Here is a 15,841-nt window from a genome sequence, read left to right on the forward strand (position 1 = left end):
TTGCTGCGGGCTCCATAGGCCTGCTTATTTATTTTGTTGTAGCATACCAATCATTGGCTGCCTTCATCATTTCATCCCCGCCGTCAGCTCTCCATTGCTGTACAAACTTATCGTAGTTGCTGATTGGCTCTGCTCCAGTAATAAACTTAATAAACTCATCCTCCACAAATTTGTGAAGCTTCAGCTTATGCTTGGAAACATCAGCGATTGGCGGAGCAAATGTTAAAGCATCGTAGTAAATTATGCCCTTCGCATTTTCCTGCATCGTTTCATAATAAGTTTGTACGAATGGATTTTTGCGTACACGCGCCTGCCAATAGGTTGGATATTTCTCTTCATCGATTCCTGTTAACAGATCGCTCGCAAAGTTCCATTCATCCTCAAAAATAGGAAGGATCGGGTAGTATTTACCGTCCTCAAACTTATGATGCTTGCCTTCTTCTCCAATCGCAAGCTTTTTGAACGTTGCTTCTTCAAATTTCATATCCAGATATTTGATCGCTTCTTCTTTATTAGGCGCCCACTTCGGAATAACGATAAAGTTCGAAATACCGCCTGAAGCCATCGCGCCTGCTTTGCCGCTTGCGTCCTTCATTGGAGGCAGTATGCCGATTATAGCATTCGGATTGCTGGATGACATTGCATTATTAATATTTGCCGCATTCCACCAGCCTTCACGCAGCATAAAGGCCTGGCCGCTTGAGAATCTTTCGATAAGAATGTTTGCCTGATTAATCGCCCACTCCGGATCAAGCAAGCCATCTGTATACAACTGATTCATAAACGTTAAGTATTCGACTGTTTTCGGGTCTTCTACCATATGAATAATCTTATCGCCAGCCACATTGAATTGTTGGCCTATGCCATAATTCCAACCCATAGCGGAACCAATTTCACCTTGGAAAGGGTCCTTGCCGCCCGTCAAAGGAATAACCTTTTTCTTTGCTTTAATTTCTTTCAGCACATTGACCAGCTCATCCAAATTCGTCGGGGCCTGCAAGCTCAGCTCATCCAGCCAATCCTGCCTGTATAATAAGGCAGTGCCGACAGACAAGCCGCTCGCTGAGGACTCAGGGATCGCCAGTATTTGCCCATTCATCTTCGCGCCGTTCCAAGTATTTTCACTAATCACATTTTTCATATTCGTTCCATGCTTTTCAATCAGCTCATCCAGCGGCTCTAGTGCTCCTGACGAAGCCAGGTGAGCGAATTGAGTGGGATTCACCTTCACAAAATCATAAGGCTCTTGATTAGCCATTAGCAGATTTAATTTTTCATCGGCATTTTCTACCGGCAGCATATCATATTTGACTTCATAGCCAGTAGCTTCTCTTAAAAAATCAGAAACAACATAACTGTTAGGATCAAAGCGGTTGTAAGGCATAAGCTGGCGCAGCACAGGTTTTTCCTTATTTTCTGCAGGCGTTTCACTAGCAGGTGTATTATTGCTTGGAGATGGCGATGGCGAGCTGGAGCTGTCACCTTCTTTGCCGCCTCCGCTGCTGCAGCCAATAATTAATGACAGGATCATAATGATGGATATTGAAGTCATAATTGCTTTTTTCATATCTCTACCTACCTCCCTATTATAAATGAAAAATTATAACCACTGCATAATTCCCATTCCCTGGCATCCTTCCGCCTTCTCCCTCACCTCCTGCTGAAATTTACATGCTTTAACCTTTCACGGAACCGATTAGAACGCCTTTGACAAAATACTTTTGCAAAAATGGATAGACGATTAAGATGGGCAGCGTCGCCAAAATAATGGAGGCCGCCTGGATCGACTGCGGCGATGCATTCATCGCAGCCTCGACATTTATTTGATTGCCGCTTCTTAGGAAGGCATCGCTCGATGTAACGAACAGCTCCTTCAAGTACAGCTGCAGCGGCTTTAAGCTTGGCGAGTTAATATAAATTAAAGATGCGAAATAATCATTCCAAAATTGCACTGCGTAAAATAGCGCGATTGTCGCAAGCACGGGCAACGAAAGCGGGATCGTAATGCGCCATAGAATGGTCAAGTTGGAGGCGCCGTCCAATTTGGCCGATTCCTCCAGGCTATCCGGCAAATTTTCGAAATAGCTTTTAATAATGAGCATATTGTAGACGCTGATCATCGCGGGCAGAAACAATACCGGCAGCTGGTCAACCAATCCGATGCTGCGCATAAGCAAGTAAGTAGGAATCAAGCCGCCGCTAAACAGCATCGTAAAAATATACATGATGATAAAAAATGTTCTGCCGCGCAGCCTCACCTTTGATAATGGATACGCTGCCAATGCAGTCATAAATAAAGCAAGCAGCGTTCCGACAACGGTAATAAAGACAGAGACCTTTAATGCATTGAGGAACATGGCATTGCTCGCCACGTATTTATAGGTGCCGAATTGGATATCAACAGGAAGTAAATTGACCCTGCCCGATAACACTGCCGCTTCGCTGCTTAGCGATTTCGCAATCAGATTGATAAAAGGAAACAGCGTCGTCAGACTGAAAAGAATGAAAAAAGTATAGTTGAACACAGAAAATATTTTTTCTCCGACAGAATCTTTAATAGCATTTGAGCCTGTTACTGCTTTCATAATTGATACCCCCTTACCAAATGCCGCGCTGCAAATATTTTCTGCTCAAGTAATTGCCTGTAATAATGAGGAAAAAGGCGATGATCGATTCAAACAATCCGACTGCGGTAGAAAAGCTGTAATTTTGCTCCCCGAGTCCGACACGGTACACATAAGTGCCTATTACGTCTGCCACCTTGTACACGCTCGGATTGTACATGACGAGAATTTGCTCGGTGCCTGCTTCCAGAATCGCGCCAAGCCTCAATATAAACATCAGGGCAATAATCGGAATAAGGCCCGGCAATGTAATGTGGAACGTCTGCCTCCATTTATTAGCCCCGTCGATTTTGGCCGCCTCATACAACTGCGGATCGATGCCAGCCATCGCAGCCAAATAGATGATCGAGTTCCACCCGATCTCCTTCCAGCCGGCAGAGGTGATCAGCAGGGAGCGGAATATGTCATTGTCCAGAAAAAAGCGAATCGGCTCTCCGCCCAGCGACACGATCAGCTTATTGACTAGCCCGCCATTTACGGAAAGCAGGTCAATGAATAAACCGCTTACAATAACCCAAGAAAGAAAATGTGGCAAATAGACGATCGTTTGGACGGTCCGCTTGAAAATAGCTTTTCTCAGCTCATTCATCATAATGGCGATAATAATCGGCAGCGGGAACAAAAATACGATTTTATAAATCGAAATAATGAGTGTGTTGCGGAATACTTGCATAAAGCCTGATGAAGTAAACAATCTTTCAAAATGCTTAAGACCGACCCATGCGCTTTCCGCCATGCCTTGAAAAATATTAAAATCTTTAAAAGCGATTATGATACCATACATTGGCGTGTACTTGAACAGCAGCAAAAATGCGATACCAGGAATTAATGCAATATATAAATCCCAATCTTTCCTTATATCTACCAGCAATTGCTTTATAAATTTTCCGAATTTAGAGCGGTTGGGTCCGACCTGGTGCACGGACTTCATAGTGTGTTCCCCCCAATCAAGTTGTTCGTAGCATCCAATCTGTGATCATTGTAAGATGTTTGGCACTAAAGTAGTAGGCGGCTATCATTACCTTTTCTGGTATTCTCATTTCCTTTTTTCAAAAAGAATGTCATTGTTTAACTTCGCCCGGTGTCACACCCCAATATTTGCGGAATACTTTTGTAAAATAGCTGACGTCCCGATAACCGACTCCATAGGCCGCATCATATACTTTAGCTCCCTGCTGCAGCAGCTGCTTGGCGCGCTCCATTTTATGCTCCAGCACATAAGCAGAAAACGTTTTTCCCGTTTCTTGCTTGAACAAGCGGCTTAAATAAGAAGAATTTACAAAAAGCCGGTCTGCTACTGTATGCAGCGTTAATTCTGTATCCAGCTCCTTCTCGATCATTTGTAAAATTTGCTTCACGATTTGATTGCTGACTGCTTGGCGCTGATACTGCACATGCGCCATAATCTGCTTGACCGCTCTCTGCAGCCAGGAATATATTTGCTCTTTGGTCGCAAGCTGATGATGATTGTACAAATAATCAAAATCTGCTCCAAGCACCTCCTTGAGCCGCCACCCCTGCTGCAAAATTACTTTAGTCAGCATGCTGCTGAAATAAAGCACCTGCTCCTGCACATCATCAATCGTTTCCGCCTTATCCAGCCCATGCTCCCATAATTGCAATAAGAGCTCCCCTGCCTGCGGCTCATCGCCCGTTTCAACCGCAATCTCAAATCTTTTCTCCAGATTCGGCAAAATAGACAGCTCGGCCATGCTTCTCTTCTGCTCCCGATAAGGGATCGCAATATTATGGCCGTATATGACTCTGCTTTGCAAAGCACGTATCGCTTGGGCATAAGTAAGATGAAGCTGGGTCAACCGGCAAGTATCGCCGCAAATTCCTGCGCTCGCGGTTAGTTTCAAGCATTCTTTTACTTTCGACAGCAGCTTGGCAACCGTTACATTCACATGGAGCATCATATATTGAGCATCTTCAGACTGCGGGCTGCTGAAAATAAGTACAGTAAAGCCCTCTGGCGCCGTAAATACCCAAACATTATTTTCTTGCTCCAAAATTTCCTCGACGATACTGTGCAGTGTAAATTGAAGCAGCGGCCCGTCATCGCAGCCAAAACGCATTTCATCATCCGGCAGCGGATCCATATCCAGCACAACGGCCGCATATTGATCATCTGCAGACAACCGAATATGCAGCTCGCTGCTGTACTTTTTAATTTCCCACTCCGTATATTTGCCGCTTGTCCAATTGCGGAAAAAATTGTTTTGCAAATGCGGCAGCTGCTGTCTCCACTTTTGCTGCAGCGCCGCCTGATTATGCAGCTGATCCATCTGTCTGCGCAGCTGCCCGGCTGCATCCAGCACCGATTCCAAAATTTCCGTATCACCGGCAGGCTTTAGCAAATATTTCATAACGCCAATTTCAAGCGCAGATTGCGCAAACGAGAAATTATCATGCCCGCTTAAAATAATAATTTTAACCATTGCATCTATCGCCAGTATTTCACGCGAGAGCGTGATCCCGTCCATCTCTGGAATATGGATGTCCAGCAATACAATATCAGGCTTCTTAAGGCGGTACATTTCCAAAGCCTCATACCCTCGCCCAGCCAGGCCTATAACTTCAATGCCATGCTCCTCCCAAGCGATATTATTGGCCAAGCTTGTTCTTAAGCGAATTTCATCCTCAACAATCATTAAGTTCATGCTTCCTTCACCCCATGCTGCTTATTTTTAAGCGGTTGCAAATTAAAGGATTCCTGGCAATGCTCCAGCGGCAGCTTAAGCTCGATCGTCGTTCCGCTTCCTTCCGTGCTGTCTATGCTAAGCTCTGCCTTATTGCCATAAAACAATTTGATGCGCGAAAAAACGTTGCGCAGCCCATAAACGTCTTGCGCATTGTCTTCCAAAAAGGAGAATGGGCCGACAGAAAAGTCGGACAGCCGGTCAAGCTGCTCGCGAATATAATCCATCCTTTCTTTTTCAATGCCAATTCCGTTATCCTCAACAGTAAGTACTAGAAATGCATCTTCCAGCCTGCTGGATATCCACAAGTGGCCGTCTGTTTTACTTTCCAGCCCATACAATATCGCATTCTCCACCAATGGCTGCAGAAGCAGCTTCAAAATATGGACAGATTTGCTTTCCTCCTGGAGCTCGTAGCTTACCGAGAAGGACTCGAGGAACCGCAGCTGCTGCACCCGTATGTAGAAATGAAGATGCTCAATCGTTTCCTCCACCGAAAAAGTTTCGCGGCCTTTGCTTAAACTAAGTCTGAAAAACCGCGACAGGTTAAGCACCATTTCACTAATTTCAGCCGCTTCATAGTTTTTGGCTGTCCAATAAATCGAATCGAGCGTATTGTACAAAAAATGCGGATTAATTTGCGACTGTAAAAATTTCAGCTCGGCATTGGCTAGCCGCAGCTGCTGTTCATAATGATTTTCGATCAAATTTTTTTGATCCTCGACCATTTTATTGAATGTGCGCGTCAAGTAGCCTATCTCATCAATCCGCTTATTTTCAAGGCGAACATTTAAGTTACCGCTCCCAAAAGAGTTCATTCCTTTCCATAATCTTTGAATCGGATAAGCGATGCCCGAATAAACCGCCCATGAAATTAAAAGCGCAAGAATGACACTGACCCCGATAATGATATAGGTGAATAATCTCGTTTCGTTAATTTCGCGGAACAGCTCTTTCTCGCTCTGATACAGCTTCAGTGTCCATTTATAGTGGCGTGAGTCAGCTTTTACGGTAAATACTCCGGGTATAGACTCTTCCATATGAACGATTTTCGAGCCGTATATGCCAGTTCCGACGACAAGCTCTTGCTTGTTCGTATACAAATTGATTTGTGCATTTGGAGAAGGCAGAAGCGAGCCGATAAGATCGAGCAGCTTCTTCTTGTTCAATGACATAATAAGTAAATTGGGCTCTCTGCTGGGATTGTTCAGATCCATCACTCGAATAAGCGAAATGCTGTCTGTGTTCATCACAGCACCAAAGGTAGTCTCCTCAGAGAGCTGATAATCCGGCATAATGTACATAATGCCCGTCCCATAATTAGAAGCTAAGTTTCGCAAATTATCGAGCACTTGCTTGTTTTCGAGCTTTTTGCCGCCATGATTCGTTGTAAGCAGCATATGCGAACCAGAATGGAACAGGGAAACCTGAGAAACCATATGGTTAATGGAAGTAATCCCCGCCAATTCCTTCATCACATCGGAAAACATAATGTACGAAAGCGCATCCAAATCTGGACTAACTTGATTAATCTTTTTCAGAATTTCATTGTCAGTAGTCGTCAGTGTCGATATTTCCTCCACATTTTGCAAAGTGACGTCAATATAATCCATCGACGAAGCAAGGGCAGCCTTCGTTGTTTCGATGGTGCGCTCCAGCAATATGCTCTGTGATCTAAAGTTGACATACAAGCTGACAATAACTAAGGGCAGCAGTATCAGCAAAAAGTAAATCGTCAACCGGAGCTGAATCTTACGCGCATATTTTTGATGCAGCCATAAAAAGAATCGTTTCATAACGCCTCCTTGCAGCATAAGAAGATGCCGCCAAATTAATATTGTCACTCGTCATATTTCATGCAGGTACAAAGGAGAAAACTTCCACCTGTCACTATATATTAAGGTGAAAACCTCTACCTGTACCTATATTTTAATGAATTTCCTGAAAAAAACTATAATTGAATCGTTTTGTTGCACAAAAAAAGACTGCCGGCTATTTCAGCAGTCTTTATAATTAAAAATTATAACGATAAAATTTCTCAGCATTCCTCAAACCGGCCCATATTTCTTCACTTTCTCCGCCTATGTACCAGTAAGCTGTGCCTGCAAGGCTTTTATCCTCCACCAGCTTATATTTAGCGGCCAGCGAGCGGCCTTCCTCCAGCCAAATCCGGTGCCCGGCTGCAAATTTCGTATAACTGACAACGTATTGCGCTAACTCCGCATCCCATACAGGCTTAAGCGAGTAGGCCCTGACCAGCGCATTTTGCTCAGCAATCGTCAAATAAGCAGAAGACAACGCAGCGCCGTCTGGTTTTAACGTCCAATCACGATTATAAAAAGGCAGGGCAAGTATGACCTTAGCGTTAGATACTGTCTTGAGAAGCTTTTCAATGGCATGCTTGACGTAAGGAAGCGACGCATTCGGACCTGCTTTGGGACTTCCGCCATAATGCTCATCGTATCCCATCATGACGATATAATCCGCCTGCTTGCCAAGTGCGGCATAATCGAATGCTTCCGTCCAGTCGGTCCCCAAATCAGGCGACACATCAACAGACAGGACCGCCTTGAGCGCATCCAGCCTTTCCGCTAATTGCGTAACAAATGCCGTTAATGCCGGACCATCCTTCGGCGCTACATTTTCAAAATCGATATTCAAGCCGTCCAGTCCATATCGGCTCACCAGCTCCGCTAATTGATCAATTAAATGATTGCTTGCTGCTGAATTCGTCAATATTTGATGCGTTAGAGCCTGATCCGACCGGTTGCCAACCATTGCCCAAATCTGTTTATCGCTTTTTTTTGCCCATGCGATAAGCTCAGGATCTGTTTGATCAAGCACAGCGCCTGTCTTTTCTATGAAATACCAGCGGGGGGTTAGTGTGTTTACATTAGACATAGAAAGGTTCTCAATATATTGCCCGGTCGTTTGTCCGTATTGCCAGCCTATCGTAATTTTTTTATCCGGCTTTTTGTCCAGCTCCTTCACCCATTTGTCTTTCTGCAGCACACGATCAATAAGTACTGCTGTTTCTTCCCTCGTTATAGGTTCAGCCGGTCTGAAATTGCCTTTATTATCGCCTTTCATTAATCCCAGCTTATAGACTGAAGCAGCAGCTGCGCTGGCCCAGTCAGCAATTAGGCTGCCATCGCCAAAAACAGTTGACCCAATGGGGGTGTTTCCCGCCTGCTTAAGCGCTCTTGCTATCCATACAGCAGCCTCTTGGCGCGTAACCGGCTTCTCCGGCGCAAAAGCTGCAGCGGATTTTCCGGCTGCCAGTTCAAGCTGAACAGCCGCTTGTACCCAACCGTAATACCAAGCACTCTGCTTGACATCAGCATAAGCATTAATTGGAGTTTCCACTGGCTCAAGCTTTAGCAAGCGATTCAGCACTGCGATAAATTCAGCTCTTGTTATCGATCTGGCCGGCGAAAAGCTGGAGGGCGATGTGCCCGCCAATATTTTTTTATTATATAAATCTATAATTTCATTCTTCGCATAGCTCGTACTAATATCGTCAAAAGGCAGCGCCTTTTCAGCGACAGCAGCCGCAATCGGATAAAATATATTTGCAGCACACAAAATAAGTGCCGTTTTTACTATTAAACGATTAAAATTGCCTTTCATAAAAACCAGATCCTCCTTGCCGCCAACCTACGAATCATATCAAAAATTCATCCAAACATCATCGTAAAAATATTGGCAGCAAGCAAGTCTATCGCCTACTATAGTTTTCTTGCTTTGATAACAAAAGTTACAGGCAGCATCTAGGGGTGCCACTGCGATCAAAATTGGGATTCCGACCGCTGTTGTAGTCCAATTTTTTTGATGAAATAACCCCTGTAAAGGATAAAATTGGCCTACAAAGGCGGACGCTACCGCTTCTCCATTCCCAATCTTGCTCTCCGTTTCCCCTTTCTCATTGCTTATCAATAGTTGCACAGAATGAATCGACAGTCTTCTGAAAAGCGCTATTTCAATGAATCGACAACCTCGCTAGATGGTCAGTCGTTCCGCTATTTGGCCCAAAATCACCGTTTTGAGGAGTTAAAGTGACAGACGTTCCGCTATTGGTAAATAAATCGAAGAAAAAGTCCTATTTAGAGCCGAATAGAGGAATGTGTGTCCGCGTAATTAAAAAAATGGCGGTTTTTAGGCAAATAACGGAACGTGTGACCATGTACATTCATTTTGGGCAACATTTGGTAAGCAAAAGAAGGGAACGGAGAGCAAGTTTGGGCATCATTCACAATGAATGGACAATCTCGCCAGCTTCGTTAGAAAAATACTTTTTCAACAGCTTGATAAAATGCATTTAGATTACTTTTTTCACCCAGAGACTAAGCTATCTTCAAGTGATTCTTCGTAAACTTCAATTTAAATATACAATAAATTAAATATACAACAAATACACGAAATTGTTGCAACAGAACCTGATCGCGTAAAGTTTATAATTGCTGTTGAAGGCTAGCATCTATCAAGGAGAGTATGTTCATGAAAAAAAAGCTGACCAGTACGCATCTAGAGGACAAGCCCCGATGGCAGCTGATCAGCTTATTATGGAAGCAGCTATTAAATCATTCTAATTGCTACTTGGAGGAAGATGTAGTAGATGAAGATGATGAAGCAGTAGTAACTGCCGCAGCCTTCTCCTTATCACTGGATAAGAACCAGCCGCATGCGCCGATCAACACCAGAACGATATAGAAGGATGCTTTCCAAGCTGTAGAATGTGCAAATTCCGCGGGGATTACACCTAGCGCAGGATGCGACAACGTATATACAGCTAGCTTCACGCCTACCCAGCCAACGATTGCAAAGGCAGCAATTTCAAGCCCCGGTCTGCGTTCAAGCAGGTTGACGAACACATTGGCAGCAAATCGCATAATCAATAGCCCGATAAAGCCGCCCAAGAAAATAACAAGGAAATGTCCGCCATTCATGCCGCCAATATTAGGCAGCGGAGCAGCAGGCAATACAACGGCAAGCGCAACTGCAGCCAGGATTGAATCGACCGCAAAAGCAATATCGGCTACTTCTACTTTAATAACTGTCATCCAGAAGCCGCTGCCTTTTTTCTCACCCGGCTTATCTTTAGCGCCGGATTCTTTTTTCTTGAATACCACTTTTCTAAATATATGATTGAAGGCCATGAACAATAAGTACAGCGCACCTATCGCTTGAACCTGCCATACATCAACTAAGTACGAAATAGCAAACAACGATCCGAATCGAAATACAAATGCTCCCGCCAGGCCATAAAATAAAGCCTTTTTCCTTTCTTTTTCCGGCAAATGCTTAACCATAATAGCAAGCACTAATGCGTTGTCCGCTGCCAGCAAGCCCTCCAATACGATGAGTACGAGCAAAACCCAGCCATACTCGAGCCATAGCCCTAAATCCATGTTTGTTCCTCCTAATAAATGATGATTTCTAGTTATCACACATTACCATTTCTAATATCCCAGTTCCGGAAAACAGAAAAGACCTTTGCCTAAATAGGCAAAGGTCTCGCAAACAACGTCAAGCGTTGCCAATAAAGCCGGAGAAAATTCTCGTCATGACGACTTTATCGTAGCAGCTACTCCCCTTTGGAGTGTGTGATAATATGAAATTGATATTGTGTCTACAACATGCTTATACGCGGGTGCCTCACAATAGTTTCACTTTTTTTAAAAAAAGTTTATAGTCTTTATTAACCCGATTATTTCAATATCAACCACATATTTTATATATATTAGTTTTCATTCTTTTTTAGGAGTGTTTTTTTATGTCTATCGAAGAACTGCAGCAAGCAGCCATTATATCGCTTATCGAGCAAGCTGACAGCAGCTTCGCACTGCTGTTTTATACGCCCTTTTGCGGAACCTGCGGTGTTGCGGAACGCATGCTGAGCATCGTTCAGGCAGCCGGTGTTCCCCAGCCCATTTATAAAACCAATATAAACTATACTCCGCTCCTGCGCGAGCAGTTCAAAGTGACGAGTGTGCCTTGCTTGCTGCTGTTCAAAGCGGGCAAGCAGGTAAAAACGATTTACGCAGTGCAATCGGTAGATTACTTGTACAAGCAGCTGCAGCAAACTTTGGAATAATGACAGAGTGCTGCAGGGATAGCACACGATCACTTTAACGATTCATAAAGCCCCGCTCCTGCAAGAAGCTCTTCATATGAAGCCGGACAGGCTCGTTCAGGCGCTTGCTCATTTGCACAGACCACGGAACACTCGTTTTCCCATTGCTGCGTGCTAATAAATAAGCTGAAGAAGCTTGATCATAAGGTGCAATACCGCTTGTGGCCTGCTGCTTGTCATAGCTGTTATGCTGCAGAACACTGCTCAGCGGCAGACGCGGCCTTAACATCGGCTCCTGATCAGGATAGCCGATGCACATGCCGAACAAAGGATAAACCAGCTCAGGCAGCTGCAGCTCCTTGGCTACAGCATCAATATGATTGCGAATGCCGCCAATAAAAACGACGCCAAGCCCGAGCGACTCCGCAGCAACGGCAGCATTTTGAGCTGCCAGCGCCGTATCAACTGTTGCTACAATTAAATTTTCAACAGAATCGGCGTATTGATCCGCTTTTCGGCTATGAAGCGCAGCCGCTTCGGATAAACGATACAAATCTGCGCACCATACTAGAAACACCGGACTTTCCGCTATATAAGCCTGATTGCCTGCCAGCTCCATAAGCTTCGCTCTTTTTTGCGCATCGCTAATTGAAATTATGCTGTATGCCTGAACATTGCTCGAAGTGGATGCCATTTGCCCTGCGCTAATAATGCTTTCCACCATTTGTTCAGATACAGGCTCAGCCGTAAATTTTCGAATCGAACGATGCTTCATTAACTGCTCGATGATCTGATTCATCCCTGCACCTTCCTTGCTGCGTAGACTACGATGCTACAGTAGCCGATTGTTTTTTCACCTTAATCCGGGACATCGATAGGAACAAACTCAACACAAGAACAGCTGCCCCAAGCAAATATGGAGCGTTAATATCTACATCATAGATCGTGCCTGCAACTGCCGGTCCAAGAATATTGCCAAGGCTCATGTAAGCATTATTCATGCCTGCTACAAAGCCCTGCTCCTCGCCAGCTGATTTGGACAGCAGCGTATTGATTGCCGGGCGCATAATCGAGGTAAGCGTGAAAAATATCGTTGTAATGATCAGTATAAAGTAGAAGTTGCCTGTTATCAGCATAAGCACAAGCGATACTGCTGAAAGTAGAAACGTCCAGTTAATAAGCGCCTTTTCACCAAAACGGTTAATTAGCTTGCCGATATATATCGATTGAATAATAACGCCCGCCAGAGCGCCTACTGTAATAATGATCGAGATTTGTCTCGTCGTATAACCGAACTTGGCATCTACAAATAGCGGAAATATCGCTTCAAAGTTAATTAATCCGAACGTAAGTGTAAATACAAGCACGAGTAAAATAAAGTAAGAGGACTTTGTAGATCTTGCGAATTGCTTCAAAATATTTTCTCTTTTTTCTTTCATCGCTCTTGCAGCAGTCCGCGCTTCCATGGAAAGGGATTCCGGCACCAGAAGAAGCGAGCCGAGCATCGCAACAGCGCCTGCTCCTGCCGAAACGTAGAATGGCGCACGAACGCCAAGCTCTGCAAGAAAGCCGCCCACGCCAGGACCGACCACGAAACCTAGCGACATTGCTGCGCCTAGCAATCCAAGACCTCTGCCTCGCTGTTCTTCTGTCGTAATGTCAGCCACATAAGCCAGCATAGCCGGCACCATAGCGGCAGCGCCCACCCCGCCTATTAAGCGTGATACATACAGCCATGAAACATGATCTGCCATAGCAAATACCAAATTTGAGATTGTAAACAATACAAGCCCTGTTACAATCATCAGCTTGCGTCCGTATTTATCGGACAGCTCTCCAGCAATTGGAGAACAAATAAACTGAGTAATTCCAAATGCGGCTATAAGGTAGCCGGCTGTTTTGCCGCCAGCATTGAACTCGCGCAAAAACTCCGGAATTACTGGAATAATTAGTCCAATGCCAAGCATGGCAATGAACATGTTGACCATTAACAGCAGCATTCTGCTGTTATTGCTTTTTGACAGTGTCATCGTTTCTCCATCCTATTCTATTGTCAAATTTTCTCTATCTCTATATAGTTGGGGCAGCTTTGTATTTTATACCGGTTAATTACTTACCTACTTACTTGCTTACTTACATCAGCTGAGAAATTATTTCGTAGGAACGCAATCTGGCTTGATGATTATAAATATAACTGGACACCATAATCTCATCCGCTTTGGTCGCTTCTATAAACTGTGCCAGCTTCTCCCTTACCGTTTCCTTGCTTCCAATAATAGAAGAGCCTAGCTGATGCTCAAGCGCAATCTTCTCATGCTCGCTCCAGACTTCATCCATATTGCGCACTGGAGGAGGCACAGGCGCTCTGTTGTTACGTATAAAGCCCAAAAACAATTGCTGCATGGAGGTTGCAAGATATTGCGCCTCCTCGTCTGTTTCGGCAGCAATCACATTTACTGCTACCATACCGTAGGGCTTATCCAGCACGCCGGCCTTGAAATTGCTGCGGTACAAGTTCATCGCAGGCACTGTAAAGTTAGGCGAGAAATGTCCTGCAAAAGCAAATGGCATACCAAGCTGAGCGGACAGCATCGCGCTAAAATCGCTCGATCCAAGCAGCCAGATCGGCACTTCCGCCCCTTCGCCAGGAATCGCTCTTACTGCAGGTACATATTCATTGCGGCTCGGATCAAAATAAGCCCTTAATTTCTCCAGCTGCTCTGGAAAATCATGACCATTCGAGCCGCGGCTGCCTCTAAGCGCGGCTGCGGTCAAATGATCCGTGCCCGGCGCGCGTCCAAGCCCCAGATCGATCCGGCCTGGATAGAGCGCATCCAGCGTGCCAAACTGCTCGGCAATAACTAGCGGCGCATGGTTTGGCAGCATGATGCCACCTGCTCCTACACGGATCGTATTCGTTCCGCTTGCCACATGGGCGATTACAACTGACGTAGCGGAGCTCGCAATATTAGGCGCATTATGATGCTCAGCCAGCCAGAAGCGATTATAGCCCCAGCCTTCTGCATGCTGCGCCAGATCAAGCGTATTTTGCAGCGATTGCTTAACGGAGCCTCCTTCTACTATAGGAGACACGTCCAATATTGATAATGGCACTTTCATATTGTTCGACATTTTATTCACCTTCATGCTGCTGTTGGCACAGCTTCAATCGATTGATCACTGTGCTTAGCGTACTTTTTTCCAAATAAGCTACATAATGCTGTTCAGCCTCCGTAAAGAACTGGTCCATGACATGCTGCATATTCGCGGAAATAACACATTCCTCTTCCGGGTTTCCTGAGCACCAATGCGGCTTCAAGGTACCTTCAGACATCGTTCTGTAAATATCAGCCAGCGTTAAAATATCCGGATCGCAGTTAAGCATATAACCTCCGCCGATCCCTTCCTTCGTCTTAACGAAGCCCTTCTCTCGAAGCGAGCCCATAACTTTGCGAATTCTGGTCGGATTAGTTGCTACATTGCGAGCGATATAATCGCTGCTGGCCATTCGTTCCGGCAAATAAGCGAGCAATGCCAAGCTGTGCACAGCTACAGTAAATTCGCTATTCAAATTATCCCCCTCTTCCCACGCAAGGATACTGTGATTTTATTTCATACAGTTATAAATGTCAATGTTCTTCTTAGCGAAATTTATACATAATTGATGCTGCCAGCACACCTAGCATAAACCCGCTTATTGGTGCTACAACTAATATTCCAATTATATTTGCGCTGCTTGTCAGCAGCAGCTTCATTCCCGTTACGGCGAGCATAGCGGTAAAAACGAGCAGCCAATACACCCGTTTCTCCTTTGTGGTTACAGCCTGCACAGCTTGCCGTTCCTGCCCGTTCAGCCTGTCCGGCTGTTTAGTGAATAAAGCCAGCAATATGACCGCCTCTGCTGCCAAGCCTAACAAGGATAAACTGCGCTGCAGCCACTTGTATACAGGAATGCCTCCATATATTTGCTCTAAAAATGGGATCTGCGTTACGAAAAAACCATGCTTGTGTGTAAAAGCATCAACTATCATATGAGTTAAAAAACCGATGCTCACTGAAGCGAAAAAAATAAAAAGCTTTGCAAGCGAGCGTAAATTCCAGCTATTATTCAATGCGATACGATAGAGCTTGCTATTGATGCCGCCCCAATCGGGCAAATGCAAAGCAGCAGTCCCCTTCACTATTTTATGAAACAAAAGAGCAAATAATAGGCATAGCGGAAATGCTTGCAGCAGCAAGCCCTGCCAAGTGTGACCGATGCTCTGATATGGCTCCAGCACAATAAAATACTCAAAGTCAGGCGACATGCTGCCCAGAATTAAGCCCGTTATGCTCAAATAGCGAGGCTTGGCCAGCTTTAGCGGCGCAGCAAATATAGGATGCGAGAAAGTGAACGGCATTGCAGTAAGCTCCCTTCAAATGTATAGTATACTATTACTATC

General features: G+C 44.8%; 14 protein-coding genes. 2 read left to right on the forward strand and 12 right to left on the reverse strand.

Going from position 1 to position 15,841, the window contains the following annotated elements; genetic code table 11:
- Window positions 1-28 precede the first annotated feature (28 nt).
- The 6 genes from V1L65_RS13565 to V1L65_RS13590 all read right to left on the reverse strand — a co-directional run bounded on the left by V1L65_RS13565 (window position 29) and on the right by V1L65_RS13590 (window position 8,956).
- Window positions 29-1,567 carry an extracellular solute-binding protein gene (locus tag V1L65_RS13565; RefSeq protein WP_331699702.1) on the reverse strand — a complete coding sequence of 513 codons (1,539 nt, stop codon included), beginning with the start codon at window positions 1,565-1,567 and terminating at the stop codon, window positions 29-31.
- Window positions 1,568-1,676: 109 nt separating this feature from the next.
- Entirely contained in the window at window positions 1,677-2,585 is a 909-nt protein-coding gene (locus V1L65_RS13570; protein WP_331699703.1) for a carbohydrate ABC transporter permease, read from the reverse strand.
- Window positions 2,586-2,598: 13 nt separating this feature from the next.
- On the reverse strand, window positions 2,599-3,555 hold the full coding sequence (locus tag V1L65_RS13575; RefSeq protein ID WP_331699704.1) for an ABC transporter permease: 957 nt from the start codon (window positions 3,553-3,555) through the stop codon (window positions 2,599-2,601).
- A 130-nt stretch (window positions 3,556-3,685) separates the two neighbouring features.
- On the reverse strand, window positions 3,686-5,287 hold the full coding sequence (locus V1L65_RS13580; protein WP_331699705.1) for a response regulator: 1,602 nt from the start codon (window positions 5,285-5,287) through the stop codon (window positions 3,686-3,688).
- On the reverse strand, window positions 5,284-7,122 hold the full coding sequence (locus tag V1L65_RS13585) for a sensor histidine kinase (protein ID WP_331699706.1): 1,839 nt from the start codon (window positions 7,120-7,122) through the stop codon (window positions 5,284-5,286). Before V1L65_RS13585 ends, V1L65_RS13580 begins: the two co-directional genes overlap by 4 nt.
- Window positions 7,123-7,339: 217 nt before the next feature.
- A complete protein-coding gene (locus tag V1L65_RS13590) occupies window positions 7,340-8,956 on the reverse strand; it encodes an S-layer homology domain-containing protein (protein WP_331699707.1) in 1,617 nt (538 codons plus the stop codon).
- Window positions 8,957-9,789: 833 nt separating this feature from the next.
- Here V1L65_RS13590 and V1L65_RS13595 point away from each other — a divergent pair.
- A complete protein-coding gene (locus V1L65_RS13595; RefSeq protein ID WP_331699708.1) occupies window positions 9,790-9,915 on the forward strand; it encodes a hypothetical protein in 126 nt (41 codons plus the stop codon).
- Between the two features lie 3 nt (window positions 9,916-9,918).
- Here the strand turns inward: V1L65_RS13595 and V1L65_RS13600 are convergent, their stop codons facing one another.
- Window positions 9,919-10,734, reverse strand: coding sequence for a TerC family protein (locus V1L65_RS13600; protein WP_331699709.1), 816 nt, complete (start codon window positions 10,732-10,734; stop codon window positions 9,919-9,921).
- Between the two features lie 365 nt (window positions 10,735-11,099).
- Here V1L65_RS13600 and V1L65_RS13605 point away from each other — a divergent pair, with 365 nt between their 5' ends.
- Window positions 11,100-11,420, forward strand: coding sequence for a thioredoxin family protein (locus V1L65_RS13605; protein ID WP_331699710.1), 321 nt, complete (start codon window positions 11,100-11,102; stop codon window positions 11,418-11,420).
- A 34-nt stretch (window positions 11,421-11,454) separates the two neighbouring features.
- Here V1L65_RS13605 and nfsA read toward each other — a convergent pair whose 3' ends face one another.
- The 5 genes from nfsA to V1L65_RS13630 all read right to left on the reverse strand — a co-directional run bounded on the left by nfsA (window position 11,455) and on the right by V1L65_RS13630 (window position 15,799).
- Entirely contained in the window at window positions 11,455-12,198 is a 744-nt protein-coding gene (gene nfsA, locus V1L65_RS13610) for an oxygen-insensitive NADPH nitroreductase (protein ID WP_331699711.1), read from the reverse strand.
- 25 nt (window positions 12,199-12,223) lie between these two features.
- A complete protein-coding gene (locus V1L65_RS13615; protein ID WP_331699712.1) occupies window positions 12,224-13,429 on the reverse strand; it encodes an MFS transporter in 1,206 nt (401 codons plus the stop codon).
- Between the two features lie 103 nt (window positions 13,430-13,532).
- A complete protein-coding gene (locus V1L65_RS13620) occupies window positions 13,533-14,531 on the reverse strand; it encodes an LLM class flavin-dependent oxidoreductase (RefSeq protein ID WP_331699713.1) in 999 nt (332 codons plus the stop codon).
- Window position 14,532: 1 nt separating this feature from the next.
- Window positions 14,533-14,970: an Rrf2 family transcriptional regulator gene (locus V1L65_RS13625; RefSeq protein ID WP_331699714.1), complete on the reverse strand. Its 438-nt coding sequence runs from the start codon at window positions 14,968-14,970 to the stop codon at window positions 14,533-14,535.
- 70 nt (window positions 14,971-15,040) lie between these two features.
- The gene (locus tag V1L65_RS13630) at window positions 15,041-15,799 is read right to left on the reverse strand and encodes a DUF4184 family protein (RefSeq protein WP_331699715.1); all 759 of its coding nucleotides are present in this window, start codon (window positions 15,797-15,799) and stop codon (window positions 15,041-15,043) included.
- Window positions 15,800-15,841: the final 42 nt, after the last annotated feature.

It is taken from the genome of Paenibacillus sp. IITD108, from assembly GCF_036541265.1.
Taxonomy (GTDB): Bacteria; Bacillota; Bacilli; order Paenibacillales; family Paenibacillaceae; genus Pristimantibacillus.